We start from the raw sequence: 13,553 nt of genomic DNA, 5'->3' as shown, positions 1-13,553 counted from the left end.
CGGGCGCAGCTGGCCGGGCGAGGAGCAGCCGCCTGCCTGCGGGTGAACACGCAATACCGATAAACTGCCGCCTGTCATCCGGCGCCACGTCCGCCGCCGCGTCCACGCGTACCCGCGCCACAGGCTCCCGATCCACCGCATGCTCGCCGACACCACCAAAGACGCCATCCGCGCCGCCTACTCGCGCCTGAAGGACGGCCTGCCGGATTTCCGTGCGCGCGCCTCGCAGGGGCGCATGATCGCCGAGGTGGCCAAGGCATTGGCCACCGAAGGCGGCGTCGCGGTGATCGAGGCCCCGACCGGCACCGGCAAGTCGATGGCCTACCTGATCGCCGGGGTGGCGGTGGCGCGCTTCCAGAAGAAGAAGCTGCTGATCGCCACCGCCACCGTGGCGCTGCAGGAACAGCTGGTGCAGCGGGACATCCCGCTGTACCTCAAGCTCAACGGCATCGAGGCGAAGGTGGCGCTGGCCAAGGGCCGCGGCCGCTACCTGTGCCCGCGCAACCTGCTGATGGCGGCCAACAGCGTCCACGACGCGCAACTGGGCCTGGCCGGTTTCGAGGCGGACCTGCTGTTGTGGAGCAAGCCGCCGCAGCCGCGCGACAAGCAGGCGCTGGCAAAGCTGCGCGATGCGTTCGACCGCAACGAGTGGAACGGCGACATGGACAGCGCGCCGGAGCCGGTCAGCGACCTGCTCCGGCCGATGATCACCACCAGCGCCGGCGGCTGCACCAACCGCAAGTGCGGTCAGTTCATGATCTGCCCGTTCTTCGCCGCGCGCCGCGCGGTGGACGACGCCGAGATCATCGTGGCGAACCAGGACCTGGTGCTGGCCGACCTCACCATGCCGGGCGAGGACGAGGGCGACGGTACCCAGGGATGGGGCGGCGTGATCCTGCCGCGCCCCGACGAGACGCTGTACATCTTCGACGAAGGCCACCACGTGCCGGGCAAGGCGATCGACCGCGGCGCAGCCGAGGTCTATATGACCGCCAGCGTGCGCCAGCTGAGCCGGCTCGGCCGGCAGGTGCATGCGGCGTATTCGCTCACCGACAAGGAAAGCCTGGGCAAGCTCACGCTGGACAAGGGCGACGCGAAGCTGCAGGAGCTCAGCGACGCGCTGGAAGAGCTGGAGAAGGAGATCCGCCTAGGATGGCTGCCCGACCCGGCCGAGACCGAACCGATGTACCGCGGCTCGCTGGGCCAGCTGCCCGAGCCGTGGGTGGAACGCGCGCGCCTGCTCAGCCTGCTCACCGGCGAGGTGCAGCGCTGGCTTGGCGCGGTGCGCCGCGCGGTGGTCGAGATGACCGACGGCGGGCCGACCCAGGAGGCGCTGGCGCGCGAGCTGGGCATCGCACTGGAACGCATCGGCAGGCAGGCCAGCTGCTGGCGCGCATGGTCCGGCGACGATCCGGACAACGCGCCGCCGCTGGCGCGCTGGGTCACCCTGGGCGGCGACCAGCAACTGGTCTGCCACGCCTCGGCGGTATCCGCCGCCGACCTGCTGCGCAGCGTCCTGTGGGGCAATGCCAGCGGCGTGCTGCTCACCTCAGCCACCTTGAGCGCGGGCGGCAACTTCCGCGGCTTCGCCGACGCGGTGGGCCTGCCCGACGACGCGGTGACATTGAGCCTGCCCTCACCCTTCGACCTTGCCGCGCAGGCACGGCTGGAAGTGCCGGCGATGCGCACGCTGCCCGACGCGCGCGAGGCACACGCGGAGGAGATCAGCGAGTGGCTGGCGGAAAACCTGGACTGGGACGCCGGCAACCTGGTGCTGTTCACCTCGCGCCAGAAGCTCGACCGCGTATTGCAGAAGTTGCCGATCGCGCAGGTGCGCAAGGTGCGCGCGCAGGGCTCGCTGGGCAAGTCGCAGCTGGTCGCCGAGCATTGCGCCGACATCGAGGCCGGCAAGGGCAGCACGCTGTTCGGGCTGGCCTCGTTCGGCGAAGGCCTCGACCTGCCCGGCAAGCTGTGCGAGACGGTGGTGATCACCCAGCTGCCGTTCGCGGTGCCCACCGACCCGGTCGGCGCCACCTATGCCGAATGGCTGGAATCGCGCGGGCGCAACCCGTTCATCGAGGTCAGCATCCCCGAGGCCACGCGCCTGCTCACCCAGTACTGCGGCCGCCTGATCCGCAACGAGACCGACCGCGGCCGCATCGTGCTGCTGGACCGCCGCGTGGTCACCAAGCGCTATGGCGCCGGCATGCTGAAGGCGCTGCCGCCGTTCCAGCGCATCATCGAGAGGACCGCATGATCATCCGCCTGGCCGATTGCCCCTCGCAGCCGTGGAAGAACGGCCTGGGCCGCACTCGCGAAATGGCCGTCCAGCCGTCCGCTGCCGGCAGCGGCGATTTCCTCTGGCGCGTCAGCATCGCCGAAGTCGACAGTGCCGCGCCGTTCTCCTCGTTTCCCGGCATCGACCGGCAGATCGTGCTGCTCGACGGTGCCGGCTTCACGATGATGCTGGACGACGGCCGCGTGCACGCACTGACCACGCCGTTCGCGCCATTCGCGTTTCCCGGCGAGGCGAAAGTGGAAGTGACGCTGGCTGGCGGCCCCACCCGCGACTTCAACCTGATGCTGCGCCGTGCCCGGGTGCGCGGCGCGATCGACGTATGGCGGGATGCGGGGCCATACCTGACCGACGACGCCACCGTGCTGGTGTATTGCGCCCGCGGCACGATCGGCAGCGCCGACGGCATGCTGCACCCGGGCGACGCCTGGCGGCCGCCGCCCGCCGCCGCGGCGCTGACCTTGCACCCGGGCGCGCTGGCCCTGGTCGCGCGGGTCGAGGCCGTCGCCTGACGATTGTCACTATGACGTTGCGCGGCAGCCTCCTATATTCGCCACTTCCCACCGCCACTGGAGTCCGGCCATGCCCGTGCTGATCCTCGGCCTGTTGATCTTTCTCGGCATCCACTCGCTGCGCATCTTCGCCGACGGCTGGCGCAACCGGCAGCGGGCGCGATTTGGCGAGATGGGCTGGAAAGGCATCTACTCGGTGGCCTCGATCATCGGCCTGGTGCTGATCGTGTACGGCTTCGGCCTGGCGAGGCAGCATCCCGTGCCGCTGTACGTGCCGCCGCTGTGGCTGCGTCACCTCAACGCGCTGTTCACCCTGCTTGCCTTCGTCCTGGTGGCGGCCGCGTACATCCCGCGCAACCATCTCAAGGCGAAGTTCGGCCATCCGATGCTGCTGGGCGTGAAGACTTGGGCGGTCGGTCACCTGCTGGCCACCGGCATGCTGCACGACGTGCTGCTGTTCGGCGCGTTCCTGCTGTGGGCCGTGCTGCTGTTCATCGTGTCGCGCCGACGCGATCGCGCCGCTGGCACGGTCTATCCGGCCGGCACCCTGGCCGGTGACCTGCTGGCCGTGGTGGTCGGCATCGCCGGCTGGGCGGTGTTCGCGCTGTGGCTGCACCTGCGGCTGATCGGCGTGAACCCCATGGCGTGAACCTGTCGCGGGGGTGCCGAGAGTCACCTGCGCGCGGGTATCGAGCTGCGCTAAAGTCGGTATCCATTCCACCCCTCCGCGAGGATCACCGCATGGCTGGTTTCCTGCTCTGGCTGTTGCTGCTGGTGTTCTGCTGGCCGCTGGCGCTGCTGGCGCTGGTGCTGTACCCGATCGTGTGGCTGCTGTTGCTGCCGCTGCGGCTGGTCGGCATCACCGTAGGCGCCGTGTTCGCCTTCCTCGCTGCGCTGCTGATGTTGCCCGCACGCGTGCTGCGCGGGCATCCCGTCTGACGCTCGCCTGCGCGTGGAGAAGCCGCACTCGCCTTCGTGCGAGCGCAACCGCGAACCGATCCTCGGCGTGTTGCGCGAACATTTCGCCGACCGCCGACAGGTACTGGAGATCGGCAGCGGTACCGGCCAGCACGCGGTACATTTCGCCGCGGCACTGCCGCAACTGAGCTGGCAGAGCTCCGACCGCGCGGAAAACCTGCCCGGCATCCGCGCCTGGCTGGACGAGGCGGCGCTGCCGAACACTCCGCCGCCGCTGGAACTGGACGTCGGCGGTTCCTGGCCGAACGGCCCGTTCGACGCGGTGTTCAGCGCCAACACCTTGCACATCATGGCCTGGCCCGAGGTGCAGCGGCTGTTCGCACGGTTACCCGCGATCACCACCGGCGATGCCGTGCTGGCGATCTACGGGCCGTTCAATGAGCAGGGCCGCTACAGCAGCGACGGCAATGCCGCGTTCGACGCATGGCTGAAGGCACGCGGCGAGCACATGGCGATCCGCGACGCCGAAGCCGTCGACGCACTGGCCAACGCCGCCGGTTTCCGCCTGCGCGCCGACGTCGCGATGCCGGCCAACAACCGCTGCCGCGTGTGGCAGCGCGTCCACGGCTGAGCATCGCCCATACGCCAGACCTGCATGATCGCGCCGAACCGGGTACAAAGGCGGCATGAAGTCGATCGACACGCTGACCCCCTGCCCCTGCGGCAACCCGGCCGGTTACAGCCAATGCTGCGGGCCGCTGCACGACGGCGCCATCGCCGCCACGGCCGAACAGCTGATGCGCTCGCGCTACAGCGCCTACGTGCTCAAGCGCGAGGACTACCTGCTGGCCAGCTGGCATGCCGACACCCGCCCGGCCTCCCTGCGGCTGGCCGCGCAGCAGCCGCCGCCGACCTGGCTGGGGCTGGAGGTGCGCCGCCAGCAGGCCATCGACGACGCCCATGCCATCGTGGAGTTCGTGGCCCGCTATCGCCTCGGCGGCGGTCGCGCGCAGCGCCAGCATGAGACCAGCCGCTTCGTGCGCGAGGACGGCCGCTGGTACTACCACGACGGCGAGTTGAAGAGCTGAGAGGTTGTGGTTTTTCAACCTCGAAGCCCGGCTATGGCGAGGGCATGGCGAGGGCATGGATGCCCGAGTTGAGGCAACCCAGGAGCAGTTGCCCGATACCCGAGTTGAGGCAACGCAGGAGCGGTTGCCCGATGGCCAGGCGCGGATCGGGCCCGCAAGTGCCTGATTCGCGTGAGCGAGTCCGGACAAATCCGTCAGGAACGGATTTGAACAGCCGCAGGCTGGCCCGCAGGGTGCATGCCAGGATGGCATGCACACATGTGCCGGACTCGCGGCGGAAGAAAACCACAGGATGTGGTTTTCTTCCCAAGAGCTGAGGCTCAGAAACCCTGCACGCCCGCCACCCGCAGACGTGCGGCCAGCGCACGAACTTCGGGACAGGCGAAGAACGCCACCAGCTGGTTTGCGCGCCCGGTACCGATGCCCTCCAACGCCTGCCAGTCGCTCGCCTCGCGCGCAGTCGAGGCGGCCCAGTCGGGCAGTCCTGCCGCCACGCCGGAGGGCACGCCCAGCGCCTGCAGCCAGCGCGCGAAAGGACGATCGCGCGCCTCGGCGAAGTTGCGCGCCAGCGTCGCGGCGCGGACGGCGCCCAGACCCGGCGCGGTCGCCAGCTGCTCCGGCGTAAGGCTCATCCAGTCCACCAGGCCGTGCACCAGCCCGGCATCGATCAGCGCCTGCCAGGTATCCGCCCCGAGTCCCTCGAGCTGCAGGCCCTGCCGGCCACCCAGCCAGACCAGCCGCGCGCGGAACTGCTGTTCGCAGCCCGGCGTGGCCTGCCAGCAGGTCAGCGGACCGTATTGCGCCGGATCCGGCGGCGTCACCGTCACCCGCTGCTGCGTGCGCCACGCCACCGACTGCAGGCGCGGGATGGTCAGCCCGGCCAGCGCCACCTCGACCTGGTCGCCAGGTCGGATGTCCAACTGCCGCCAGCGCCCGAGCGAACCCACGCTGACCCGCTGCACGCGGTGGTCGTCCAGTTGCACCGGCTCCAGCTCCAGCACCGGCGTGATGCGGCCGCTGCGACCGACGGTGAACTCGACTGCACGCACCTCGGCCAGCGCCGATGCGGCCGGATACTTCCACGCCACCGCCCAGTCCGGCGGCACCGCGGTCCAGCTTGCGGCCGGCGGCCGATGGCCCTGGCGCAGCACCGTGCCATCGGCGGCGAACGGCATCGCGTGGCGATACCACCGCTCGCGCCACTGCTTCGCCTCATCCAGCGTGGCGACCGGTCGCGTGTACGCCACGCTGTCGGCCAGACCCATCGCCGCGAGCCCGGCCAGCCGTGCCGGCATGCCGGCCGGGCCGTTTGGCCAGTCCCACACGAACAGGCCGATCCGCGCCGCGCTGTCGGCATCCAGCGAGCTGCGCGCCAGTGCGCCGGCCACTGCCGAGCGCGCGTTGGCTCCGCCGTCGTCGGCCTGCACATGGCCGGGCAGGCGCCAGTACAGTTCGCCCTGCAGCACCACCTGCGCCGGCGCATGCGGCAGGCGCTTCGGAATCGCCTCGATCGCCTGCGCCGGCTGCGTCCAGTCCGAGCCCTGCAGGCCGTCGCCGCGGCTGGTCGCCTGGCGCAACTGGCCGTCCACGTACAGCAGGGTGACCGCCACGCCGTCGACCTTCGGCTGCACCCACAGGTCGCGGTCGTCGCGCGCGTGCATCCACGCACCTGCCGCCCTGTCGTCCGGCAACTTGGCCAGGCCGGTCTGTGCCACCGGCAAACGTACCCGGCCGCCGGCATCGGCGAGATGGGCCAGCGGTGCCGGCGCCTGCGCGGGGAAACAACGCTGCCACGCGGCGAGGCGCTGCGTGGCCTGGTCGTAGACCGCATCGCTCACCGGCGATCCATCGCCGGCCCGGTACGCGCGGTTCCAGCCATCCAGCCGGTCGTGCAGCATGGCGAGCTCCTGCCGCGCCCGCACCGGCGACCAGTCCGGGCAATCGGCCGCATGCGCCGCGCCGGCGATGGACAACGCAACACCGACGGCCAGCGAAAACCATTCCCTGCGCATGCGCCCGTTCCGTTCCATGGACCTGGCGAAAGGCTAGCCCCGGCCCGCACGCACGGGCAGCCGGCGATGCCGATCGCCGGCGTAGGCGCCGAGCTAGCGGTGCGGCGCGAGCGCGCCGAAGCGCAGCATCGTCTCGCCGTGGAAGCGGCCGCCCGGCCCGAAGCGACGTTCCACGATCACCCCGCCGCCATCGTGGCCGATCGCCACCACGGTGCTGGCGCGCGTGCCGTACTGCTCGCCGCGGATGAACGCAGGCGACAGCAGGCGCTCACGCTCCAGTCCCACTCCGGTGTCGGGCAATTGCGCATCCGGCGCCTGTCGTTCGTCGGCGAGCGCCTCGAACAGCAGTGCGAAGTCCTCGTCGCCGGCTTCGTCGATCCACTGCTGCAGCCGCTGCATCAGCGCGCGGGTTTTCGGCCACGGCGTGTTGAAGTCGGCGTTCGACAGGCCGTGCACGCCGGAGGTCACGGCCTGCGCGCGCGGATCGGGGCGATTGCCGAGATAGAACGCCGCGCGCGCATCGAAGGTGAGCAGGTTGAACGGACGGTAGTCGGCGGCCGCACGCAGCAGCCGTTGCGCGTGCGCGGCGGCATCGGCTTCGCCGACGAGGTAGTCGGTGGCGAGCAGGCCGCGCGATGTGCCAAGCTGCGGATCGCGCGGGTCGCGCACGTTGGTCACCACGCAGCAGCGCCCGCCATCGGTGACCCCGAGCCAGGTGCCGCCGGCCTCGAGGTCGCGGCCGCCGACAATCGGCGCATCGTCCCAGCGTGCCAGCGCCGCACTGGGGCGCGCGTGGAACTCGTCGCGGTTGCCGGCCAGCAGCAGACGCCAGCGCGGATGGGTGTTCCAGGCGAAGGCAATCAGGCACATCGCGACGACCCGGGCGGGGCGGGCCATGCCGGCACCCGGCCATGCTCGCCGCGGACGGTGTCGATCCCGCCGTCACTTGCCGGTGCGCCGAAGCCGCCGCCGTCGAGCCTGGAAACCGGAGCATGGAGCATGGGGTCGCCTGACTGCACCATCGTGTGTTCCGTCGTGGGCGTGCCGGGCGCATGCCCGTCGGCGACACCGTCGCGGCACGCGGAAGGGCGTCCACTAGAGCACAGCGGTTGCGACGCGTCAAAAGTGATTTGGACGGCCATACGCAGCCGGTTTCCCGGGCCACCGGCGAGATCCGCCCGCGGGGTCGCCGGCCGGCCGTGGCGAGGCCGTCTCGCCTGGGCCAGCCGGCTCGGTGATAATCCCGGCATGCCCAAGCCCGCCTGCCTGCTTCGCCACGCCTTGCCCGTCCTTGCCATCGGCCTGGCTACCGCCCTCGCACCACCGGCGCTGCAGGCACGTCAGGACGGCAGGAGCCGCAACGAGCAAGTCGCGGCGAAGGAGAAGCTGGCCGAATTGCAGCACCGGATGGAAGCGCTGGCGAAGGAGCAGGCCGACACCGCCGCCCGTCGCGACAGCGCGAATGCGGAACTGGCGCGGCAGGCCAACGCGCTGGCCGGCGCGGCGCGCGCGGTGCGCCAGACCGATGCCGAACTGGCCGCCAAGCAGCAGCAACTGGACCAGCTGCAACTGCAGCGCACCGAACTGGGCCGGAAGCTGGACGGCCAGCGCGCCGCGATCGCCGACCTGCTGCGCGCTACCTACGCGCTCGGCCACGGCTCAGACCTTAGGCTGCTGCTGGGCGACGAGGACGTGGCGCGCATCGCACGCGCGCTGGTGTACTCGAAATACTTCCAGCAGGACCGCGTACGGCGCGTGCAGCAGCTGATGACCGACCTGGCGCAGTTGCAGGAACTGGAGCATGCCATCAGCGCCGAACAGCAGGCGCTGCAGGCGACCCGGACGCAACGCGGGCAGCAGGCTGCGGTACTGGCGCAGCAGCGCGCCGCACAGCAAAAGCTGGCCGCCGCCACCGACGCGCAATACCGGGACCAGGCGCAGCGGCTGGCAGCGATGAAGCAGAACGCGCAGTCGCTCAACCACCTGCTCGACAGGCTGCAGAAGGCGATCGACGAAGCCGCCGCCCGCGCCGCCGCCGAACGCGCGGCGGCGGCGCGCAAACATCCCGGGCACAAGCCGCCACCGCCGCTCGAGGTCGGCAGCGCCGGCGCCAACATCCGCGGCAACCTGCCGTGGCCGGCCAGCGGCGTGGTCAACAGTTACGGCAACGGCGTGCTGATCAAGGCCAGCGGCGGCAGCGAGATCCACGCGGTGGCACGCGGCCGGGTGATCTACGCCGGCTTCCTGCGCGGCTACGGCATGCTGCTGATCCTCAACCACGGCAACGGCTGGATGAGCATGTACGGCAACAACGAGGCCCTGCTGCACACCGTCGGCGACGAGGTCGAGGCTGGCCAGGCGATCGGCACCGCCAGCGCACCCACCGGCGTCAATACTGGCGTGTATTTCGAGCTGCGCAGGAACAACCAGCCGGTCGATCCGCGCGGTTGGCTGGCCCAGCGCCGCTGACGCGGCCGGCATGGCGTCGCCGGCTGCCGATGAATTACGCTGGCGTTCCGTTGTCAAAGCCGGAAGCTGGTCCTTCCGTCGCGTGACAGCGCGACGTCGCCGCCGTACGGAGCCACCCATGCGTCCATCCCCTCGCCGCCCGTTCACCCTGTTGCTGGCCGTGCCATTCCTGCTGCTGGCCACGCCGGGCGCCCGCGCGCAGAGCGCACCGGCCGGGGCCGCCACGGTCGCGCCGCCGGTCGATCTGCCGGCCGCCACCAGCCGCGCGGCCGCGCCAGCCAGCGCCAGTTCCGTCGACCAGGTGGACCTGGACGACATCCGCAACTTCAGTCGCGTCTACGAGGTGGTCCGCCAGGCCTACGTGGAGAAGGTCGACAACAAGACCCTGATGAAGGCGGCGATCACCGGCATGCTCAGCGGCCTCGACCCGCACAGCGAATACCTCGACAAGGAGGGCCTCACCCAACTCAACGAGGACACCACCGGCGAATACAGCGGCCTCGGCATCGAGGTGCTGCAGGTCGACGGCGGCCTGCGCATCGTCTCGCCGATCGACGATACCCCGGCGGCACGCGCCGGCATCAAGCCGGGCGACAGCATCGTCAAGGTCAACGGCACCGTGGTCGACGCGCAGAACGTCGATGAGATGTTCAAGCAGCTGCGCGGCAAGCCGGGCAGCAAGATCGACCTGACCATCGTGCACCAGAACAGCGACAAGCTGATCGACCTGCACCTGGTACGCGAGAACATCGCGATCAGCAGCGTCAAGGTGCGCGAGCTGGAGCCGGGCTACGCCTACGTGCGGATCAGCCAGTTCCAGAGCGACACCGCCGCCGACCTCGAGAAGAAGCTGGGCCAGCTGATCGCGAAGAACGGGCCGCCGAAGGGCGCCGTGCTGGACCTGCGCAACAATCCCGGTGGCCTGCTCACTGCGGCGGTCGGCGTCAGCGACGACTTCCTCGATGCCGGCACCATCGTCACCACGCGCGGCCGGCTGCAGGACGCGAACATGAGCTTCACGGCGCACCCGGGCGACCAGCTCGGCGGCGCGCCGATGATCGTGCTGACCAACAACGGGACCGCCTCGGCGGCCGAGATCGTCTCCGGCGCGCTGAAGGACAACCACCGCGCGCTGATCATGGGCCAGCGCACGTTCGGCAAGGGCGTGGTGCAGACCGTGTTGCCGCTGGACGCCGAGCATGCGGTCAAGATCACCACCGCGCGCTACTACACGCCGAACGGCACTTCGATCCAGGCCGAGGGCATCAAGCCCGACATCGCGCTGGCCGACCTCTCGGTGAACGCGTCCGACCACGGTCCGGTGCTGATCAGTTCGGAAGCCGACCTGCCCAACCATCTGGCCAACGAGAAGGCCAAGGCCGGCGGCGACATCAACGACGACGGCAGTGCCGCCGATGCCAAGCTGGCCACCAGCGACTACGCGCTGTCACAGGCGCTGAACGTGCTCAAGGGCATGGCGCTGCGCCAGCCCGCCGCCGCGCATCGCTGAGCGGCACGCCGGCCGCCGGGGGCCGGACAAGAAAACGGCCCCGTGCGGGGCCGTTTGCATTGGCAGCGAAGCGCGGGCTCAGGCCGCCGCGACGAACAGGCCGCGCATCTTCTTCATGGCGTTCGCCTCGACCTGGCGGATGCGCTCGGCGGAGACGCCGTACTCGTCGGCCAGATCCTGCAGCGTGGCCTTGTCGTCGTCCAGCCAGCGACGCTGGATGATGTTACGCGAACGCTCGTCCAGGTGGCCCAGCGCGTCGTTCAGGGTCTGCATCTGGTTGTCGGCGTAGTCCTCGTCGGCCACGTTCTCGTACGGGTCGGCGCCGTCGTCGACCAGGAACGCCGCCGGGGCCGGCTTGGCATCGTCGTCGGCATCGGCCGGAGCCTCGAAGCCGATGTCGCGGCCGGACAGGCGCGATTCCATCTCGCGCACAGTCGCCTCGGGCACGCCCAGGTCCTTCGCCACCGTGCTCACCTCGGCCGCATTCATCCAGCCCAGCCGCTTCTTGTTCTTGCGCAGGTTGAAGAACAGCTTGCGCTGCGCCTTGGTGGTGGCGACCTTGACGATGCGCCAGTTCTTCAATATGAACTCGTGCATCTCGGCACGGATCCAGTGCACCGCGAAGCTGACCAGACGCACGCCCTGGTCGGGGTCGAAGCGCTTGACCGCCTTCATCAGGCCGATGTTGCCCTCCTGGATCAGGTCGGCCAGCTGCAGACCGTAACCCGAGTAGCCACGAGCCACATGCACCACGAAACGCAGGTGCGACATCACCAGCTTCTTCGCGGCGGCCAGGTTGGCCTCTTCGAGATAGTCGCGCGACAGTGCCTGCTCTTCTTCCGAGCTCAGCACCGGGATCCGATGGACCGCGGAGATGTACGCATCCAGACTGCCGACGACACTCGGCAGCGGGAAGTTGGCGGTCACCAAGGCTTGAGACATGGGTGGAACCTCCTGAATAGCGTCGAAGTTTAGCACTCGGGTGGTTGGAGTGCTAAAGCGCGGGATTGGTTCCGCGCTTTAATGAACCAAATAGTACAGATATTTGCCGCCCTTGTCCAGCGCCCGCCCGGTCCGACATGAGGCTGGCTAAACGGCGTTCAAGTGGGCGTGAAATGGCCCTGCAATTCGGTTCGCGGCGGCAACGACCAGTCGATCGGCGGCTGGCCGCGGGCTTCCAGGTAGCGGTTGGCGGCGGAAAAGTGGCCGCAACCGAGGAAGCCGCGGTGGGCCGAGAGCGGCGACGGATGCACGCTCTTCAGCACGCCGTGCCGGCGGGTGTCGATCAGCTGGCCCTTGCGCTGGGCATAGCTGCCCCACAGCAGGAACACGATGCCCTCGCGCTCGCGGTTCAGCGCATCGATCGCCGCGTCGGTGAAGCCTTCCCAGCCCTTGCCCTGGTGCGAGCCGGCACGGCCCTCTTCCACCGTCAGCACGCTGTTGAGCAGCAGCACGCCGCGGTCGGCCCATGGCGTGAGGCAACCGTGGTCGGGGCGCGGGATGCCGAGGTCGCGCTGGATTTCCTTGAAGATGTTTTCCAGCGACGGGGGCACCCGTACCCCGGGGCGCACCGAGAAGCACAGGCCATGTGCCTGGCCCGGGCCGTGGTACGGGTCCTGGCCGAGGATCACCACCCGCACCGCGTCGAACGAAGTGTGTTCGAACGCCGCGAAGATCTCCGGACCGGGCGGGTAGATCCGTTTGCCGGCCTGTTTCTCCGCACGCAGGAACGCCGCCAGCGCCTGCATCTCGGGACGCAGAAGGTAGTCGCCGATGCGCGCCTTCCACGACGGTTCCAGCTTGATCTGCGCCGCGTCGCTCATGCCTCGGCCGCGTGCCCGCGCAGGTGCTCCGCCACGCGCAGCTGGAACAGCAGCTTGGTGATCAGCAGCTTTTCCTCGACCGGCTTCTCGACCAGGTCGTTGGCGCCGGCCTTGATCAGCGCGGCCTGGTTGGCCGGGTTCTCGTCGCCGGTCATCACCAGCACCGGCAGCCGGCCCTTGCCGTAGCCGAACTCCTCGCGCACCACCTTGAGCAGGTCGCCGCCGGTGAGTTCGCCCTTCAGGCTGACGTCGGTGAGCACGACGTCGGCGCCGACCTGGCCCTGCGCACGCGAAGTTTCCAGCAGGGCAAGCGCGTCCTCCACGCTGACCACGTGACGCACGGTCAGGCCGATCTTCTCCAGCATGCGGCGGGTGGCCAGCGCCACCACGCGGCTGTCCTCGACGTACAGCACCACGCCCTCCGCGGTGTCGTCCGGCCGCACGTAGCCGCGGATGAATTCGGCGAGCGCCTGGAAGCCCAACGCCTTGTCGAAGTAATCGGTGACGTGCTCGCCCAGCGAACGGCGATGCAGCCGGTCCTCGACGTCGCCGGAGACCACCACGATCGGCACGTAGGCCTGCGGCGCCGACTCGCGCACGAACCGCGCCAGCTCCAGCCCGTCCATGTCGGGCAGGCGCAGCGCGATGGTGATGAAGTCGAACACGCCTTCGCCGAGCACCTGCTGCGCCTCCGCACCGCTGCCGCAACCGACCACCTCGACGCCGGGCAACTCGGCCAGCAGCACGCGGGTAATCAACTGGCGCACCACGCGCGAGCCGTCGACCACCAGCACCCGCGGTGCATCGGTCAGCAGACGGCCGCTGATATTCGTACTCATGCCTCAGTTCACCCACCTGACCGTGGCGATCCTTCGCCCATGAACCGGCGAGCGCACCCCTGCGCCCGCGTCGACTGTCGATCGTG

Annotated in this window: 13 protein-coding genes; 8 read left to right on the top strand and 5 right to left on the bottom strand. The window is 69.7% G+C overall.

The window, feature by feature from the left end; genetic code table 11:
* Positions 1 to 139: 139 nt before the first annotated feature.
* The 6 genes from dinG to DEO45_RS10560 all read left to right on the top strand — a co-directional run bounded on the left by dinG (position 140) and on the right by DEO45_RS10560 (position 4,814).
* Entirely contained in the window at positions 140 to 2,257 is a 2,118-nt protein-coding gene (gene dinG / locus DEO45_RS10585; protein WP_114343313.1) for an ATP-dependent DNA helicase DinG, read from the top strand.
* Positions 2,254 to 2,808, top strand: coding sequence for a HutD/Ves family protein (locus tag DEO45_RS10580; protein ID WP_114343311.1), 555 nt, complete (start codon positions 2,254 to 2,256; stop codon positions 2,806 to 2,808). The genes dinG and DEO45_RS10580 overlap by 4 nt, the downstream gene beginning before the upstream one ends.
* 70 nt (positions 2,809 to 2,878) lie before the next feature.
* Complete coding sequence (locus DEO45_RS10575) at positions 2,879 to 3,457, top strand: NnrU family protein (RefSeq protein WP_114343309.1); 579 nt, start codon at positions 2,879 to 2,881, stop codon at positions 3,455 to 3,457.
* A 92-nt stretch (positions 3,458 to 3,549) separates the two neighbouring features.
* Positions 3,550 to 3,747, top strand: coding sequence for a hypothetical protein (locus DEO45_RS10570; protein WP_114343308.1), 198 nt, complete (start codon positions 3,550 to 3,552; stop codon positions 3,745 to 3,747).
* Positions 3,748 to 3,760: 13 nt separating this feature from the next.
* Positions 3,761 to 4,357, top strand: coding sequence for a DUF938 domain-containing protein (locus tag DEO45_RS10565; protein WP_114343307.1), 597 nt, complete (start codon positions 3,761 to 3,763; stop codon positions 4,355 to 4,357).
* 55 nt (positions 4,358 to 4,412) lie between these two features.
* Positions 4,413 to 4,814 (top strand): YchJ family protein, encoded by a 402-nt coding sequence (locus DEO45_RS10560; RefSeq protein WP_114343306.1) that lies wholly within the window; start codon positions 4,413 to 4,415, stop codon positions 4,812 to 4,814.
* Between the two features lie 320 nt (positions 4,815 to 5,134).
* Here DEO45_RS10560 and ligB read toward each other — a convergent pair whose 3' ends face one another.
* Together ligB and DEO45_RS10550 are read right to left on the bottom strand one after the other, a co-directional pair.
* Positions 5,135 to 6,826 carry an NAD-dependent DNA ligase LigB gene (gene ligB / locus DEO45_RS10555; protein WP_114343305.1) on the bottom strand — a complete coding sequence of 564 codons (1,692 nt, stop codon included), beginning with the start codon at positions 6,824 to 6,826 and terminating at the stop codon, positions 5,135 to 5,137.
* A gap of 93 nt (positions 6,827 to 6,919) precedes the next feature.
* The gene (locus DEO45_RS10550; RefSeq protein WP_114343304.1) at positions 6,920 to 7,696 is read right to left on the bottom strand and encodes an NRDE family protein; all 777 of its coding nucleotides are present in this window, start codon (positions 7,694 to 7,696) and stop codon (positions 6,920 to 6,922) included.
* 378 nt (positions 7,697 to 8,074) lie between these two features.
* Here DEO45_RS10550 and DEO45_RS10545 point away from each other — a divergent pair, with 378 nt between their 5' ends.
* Both DEO45_RS10545 and DEO45_RS10540 read left to right on the top strand, forming a co-directional pair.
* Positions 8,075 to 9,295 carry a murein hydrolase activator EnvC family protein gene (locus tag DEO45_RS10545; protein ID WP_114343303.1) on the top strand — a complete coding sequence of 407 codons (1,221 nt, stop codon included), beginning with the start codon at positions 8,075 to 8,077 and terminating at the stop codon, positions 9,293 to 9,295.
* Positions 9,296 to 9,413: 118 nt separating this feature from the next.
* Positions 9,414 to 10,805 (top strand): S41 family peptidase, encoded by a 1,392-nt coding sequence (locus tag DEO45_RS10540; RefSeq protein WP_114343302.1) that lies wholly within the window; start codon positions 9,414 to 9,416, stop codon positions 10,803 to 10,805.
* Positions 10,806 to 10,883: 78 nt separating this feature from the next.
* On the opposite strand, the gene rpoH is transcribed toward DEO45_RS10540, so the two are convergent.
* The 3 genes from rpoH to DEO45_RS10525 form a co-directional block, all read right to left on the bottom strand.
* Positions 10,884 to 11,747, bottom strand: coding sequence for an RNA polymerase sigma factor RpoH (gene rpoH / locus DEO45_RS10535; protein WP_114343301.1), 864 nt, complete (start codon positions 11,745 to 11,747; stop codon positions 10,884 to 10,886).
* A 158-nt stretch (positions 11,748 to 11,905) separates the two neighbouring features.
* Positions 11,906 to 12,628 (bottom strand): uracil-DNA glycosylase, encoded by a 723-nt coding sequence (gene ung, locus DEO45_RS10530; protein WP_114343298.1) that lies wholly within the window; start codon positions 12,626 to 12,628, stop codon positions 11,906 to 11,908.
* Positions 12,625 to 13,467, bottom strand: coding sequence for a response regulator (locus DEO45_RS10525; RefSeq protein ID WP_114343295.1), 843 nt, complete (start codon positions 13,465 to 13,467; stop codon positions 12,625 to 12,627). Before DEO45_RS10525 ends, ung begins: the two co-directional genes overlap by 4 nt.
* Between the last annotated feature and the right edge of the window lie 86 nt (positions 13,468 to 13,553).

It is taken from the genome of Rhodanobacter denitrificans, from assembly GCF_003335105.1.
Taxonomy (GTDB): domain Bacteria; phylum Pseudomonadota; class Gammaproteobacteria; order Xanthomonadales; family Rhodanobacteraceae; genus Rhodanobacter; species Rhodanobacter denitrificans_A.
The sequence above is the reverse complement of the archived record's forward strand: the minus strand, read 5'-3'. Positions and strand labels throughout refer to the sequence as shown.